Consider the following 2984-nt stretch of genomic DNA (forward strand, 5'->3'; position numbering starts at 1 on the left):
TCGGTAAAGGCACCAGCATGATCTCACCGGCCAGACCGCCTGCGCGTCGGATCGCCGCTCTCTTGACCGGAACCATTGCCCTGGTACTCGCCGCCACCGGGTGCGGCGGCGGAACCGGCGGCGGCTCCGCCACCAGCAAGGTCACGTCCATCACGGCGCTGGACTACTACACCGATGAATCCGAACACTCCCAATGGGGCGAGATACTCACCTCCTGCGGCAAGAGCGCCGGTGTGAGGGTCGAGCAGACGAGCGTGCCGGGGGCGTCGCTCATTCCCAAGGTCCTTCAGCAGGCGTCGTCGCGGACCCTTCCCGACCTGTTGATGCTGGACAACCCCGACCTCCAGCAGATCGCCCAGAGTGGCGCGCTGACCCCGCTGGGCCAGTACGGCATCGACTCCAGCGGCTTCGCGAAGGGGATCCTGTCGGCGGGCACCTACGACGGGAAGGTGTACGGACTGGCGCCCTACGTCAGCACGATCGCCCTCTTCTACAACAAGGACATGCTCGCCAAGGCCGGTGTCTCCGTGCCGAGGACATGGGACGAGCTGAAGACGGCGGCGGCCAGGCTGACCCGTCCCGGACGCTACGGCATGGCGGTCGACGCGAACGCCACCTTCGAGGGCACCTGGCAGTTCCTGCCCTTCCTGTGGTCCAACGGCGGCGACGAGAAGCGGCTGGACACCCCGCAGGCAGCGCGGGCACTCCAGCTGTGGGTCGACCTGGTGAAGAGCGGATCCATGTCGAAGTCGGTGCTGAACTGGACACAGGCCGACGTCCACGATCAATTCGTCGCCGGGAGGACGGCCATGATGATCAACGGCCCGTGGCGGATCCCGGCCCTGAACAAGGACAAGAACCTGCACTGGGGGGTGGCCCCCATCCCCGTCCCCCGGACTGGGCAGACCCCTGTCACACCGCTCGGCGGTGAGGTGTGGACGGTCCCGCAGAACGCTTCCAAGGCCCGGCAGCAGAAGGCCGCCCAGGTCCTCGCCTGCCTGAACAACTCCTCGACCATGCTCACCCTGGCCAAGCAGCACTTCACCGTGCCCTCCCGCACCACAGTGGCCGCCCAATACGCCGAGCAGGTCCCGTCGATGGCCGCCTTCGCCAAGAGCGTGGAAGCGGCGCGGGCCCGTACCAGCGAACTCGGCGTCAAGTGGCCCAAGGCAGCGACCGGCATATACACCGCGATCCAGTCCGCGCTGACGGGCGAGCAGACACCGCAGGAAGCCCTCAGACATGCGCAGCAGATCGCGACCAGTAACTGACCCGGCCCGGGCGCGTTTCTGGGAGCGGCTGGCCCAGTGGATGTTCCTCGCGCCGGCCGGGGCATACCTGCTGCTGTTCTTCGGCTACCCGATCGTCAAGAACGTCGTGATGAGCTTCCAGCAGTACACGACGACGACGTTCTACACGGGTGCCGCACCGTTCCTGGGGCTGAAGAACTACGCGGTGATCCTGACGTCTGATCTGTTCCCCAAGGCGCTGCTGACCACGGTCCTGTTCACCGCCGGGTCGATCGTCGGGCAGTTCGTCATCGGCCTGGCCTTCGCCCTGTTCTTCCAGCGCCGTTTCCCGCTCGGCGGAATGCTGCGCTCGCTCCTGCTGCTGCCGTGGCTGCTGCCGCTGGTCGTCTCCGGAGCGACGTGGAGGTGGATGCTCGACCCCGACACGGGAGTCGTCAACGCAGCGCTGCGCCACCTCCACCTCTCGCCGTCCGGGATCCCCTGGCTCACCGGCACCTCACAGGCGCTGGTGTCGGTGATCCTCATCAACATCTGGATCGGGATCCCCTTCAACACCGCGATCCTGTACGGCGGTCTCCAGGACATCCCCACGCACCTGTACGAGGCAGCGAAGCTGGACGGCGCCGGTCCCCTGGCGTCGTTCCGCCATGTCACCTGGCCACTGCTGCGGCCCGTGGCGAGCGTCGCGCTGGTGCTGGGCGTGGTCTACACGGTCAAGGTGCTGGACATCATCCTCGTGGTGACGGGCGGAGGACCGGCGAACGCCACAGAGACCCTCGCCACCCAGTCCTACGAACTGTCCTTCCAGCAGTTCGAGTTCGGGCGCGGCGCCGCGATGAGCAACGTACTCATCGTCATCTCGCTCGCCTTCGCCCTCGTCTACCTGCGCGCCGGCCGTCGCGCCCGGAACGTCGACGAGGCGATCTCGTGAAGCACGCACCGGGCCGTGGCCGGCCGTCCACCATCGTCGGGATCGCCCTGCTCGCGTTGATGCTGTTTCCCGTCTACTGGATGGTGAACGCCTCCCTCCAGCCGACCGGCAACACACTGCAGGGAGGCTGGTTCCCCTCCCACCCGGACCTCAGTGGTTACGTCACCGCACTGCGCGATCAGGGACGCAACCTCGTCACCAGCCTCGTCGTGGCCCTCGGCAGCGTCGCCCTCAGCCTCGGGCTCGCCGCGCCCGCCGCCTACGCACTGGCCCAGTTCCGCATCCGCGGAACCAACCTCGTGCTCATCGGCATCCTGATCACGCAGATGGTGCCGGGCATCGTCGTGGCCAACGCGCTCTACAGCGCCTACAACGACCTGGGACTCCTGAACTCCTACCTCGGACTGATCCTCGCCGACTCCACCGCGGGAGTCCCCTTCGCGATCATCATTCTGCGTTCGTTCATGCAGAGCATTCCCAGGGAGATCATCGAGGCCGCGCACCTCGACGGCGCCGGCAGACAGCGTGTCTTCCGCTCCGTGGTGCTCCCGATGAGCAGGAACGCATTGATCACCGCCGGCGTCTTCACCTTCCTCTTCACCTGGAGCGACTTCCTCTTCGCCCTCACCCTGACCACCACGCAGACCGTCCGGCCGATCACCCTGGGCATCTACCAGTACATCGGTGCCCACACGAACCAGTGGAACGCCGTCATGGCCACCACGGTCATGGCGTCCGTCCCCGCCGCCGTCCTGCTCGTCGTCGCTCAGCGCTACGTCGCCGCCGGTGCCACCAGCGGAGCC

Annotated in this window: 3 protein-coding genes; all 3 read left to right on the plus strand. The window is 66.9% G+C overall.

Features of this window, described 5'->3' with window-relative positions; all coding sequences use genetic code 11:
* Positions 1-62 precede the first annotated feature (62 nt).
* Positions 63-1271, plus strand: a complete 1209-nt coding sequence (locus LE548_RS45155; RefSeq protein WP_225102845.1) for a sugar ABC transporter substrate-binding protein — start codon at positions 63-65, stop codon at positions 1269-1271.
* Entirely contained in the window at positions 1243-2181 is a 939-nt protein-coding gene (locus LE548_RS45160) for a carbohydrate ABC transporter permease (protein ID WP_225102846.1), read from the plus strand. The genes LE548_RS45155 and LE548_RS45160 overlap by 29 nt, the downstream gene beginning before the upstream one ends.
* On the plus strand, positions 2178-2984 hold an 807-nt coding region (locus LE548_RS45165; RefSeq protein WP_374116270.1), incomplete at its 3' end, for a carbohydrate ABC transporter permease. The genes LE548_RS45160 and LE548_RS45165, both read left to right, overlap by 4 nt.

Origin of the sequence: Streptomyces sp. CoH27, from assembly GCF_020181035.1 — a bacterium.
Lineage (GTDB): Bacteria > Actinomycetota > Actinomycetes > Streptomycetales > Streptomycetaceae > Streptomyces > Streptomyces camelliae.

Bases quoted from the DNA above. Each gene is read 5' to 3' on its own strand.
- LE548_RS45160 (WP_225102846.1), top strand. From the start codon at position 1,243: ATGCGCAGCAGATCGCGACCAGTAACTGACCCGGCCCGGGCGCGTTTC.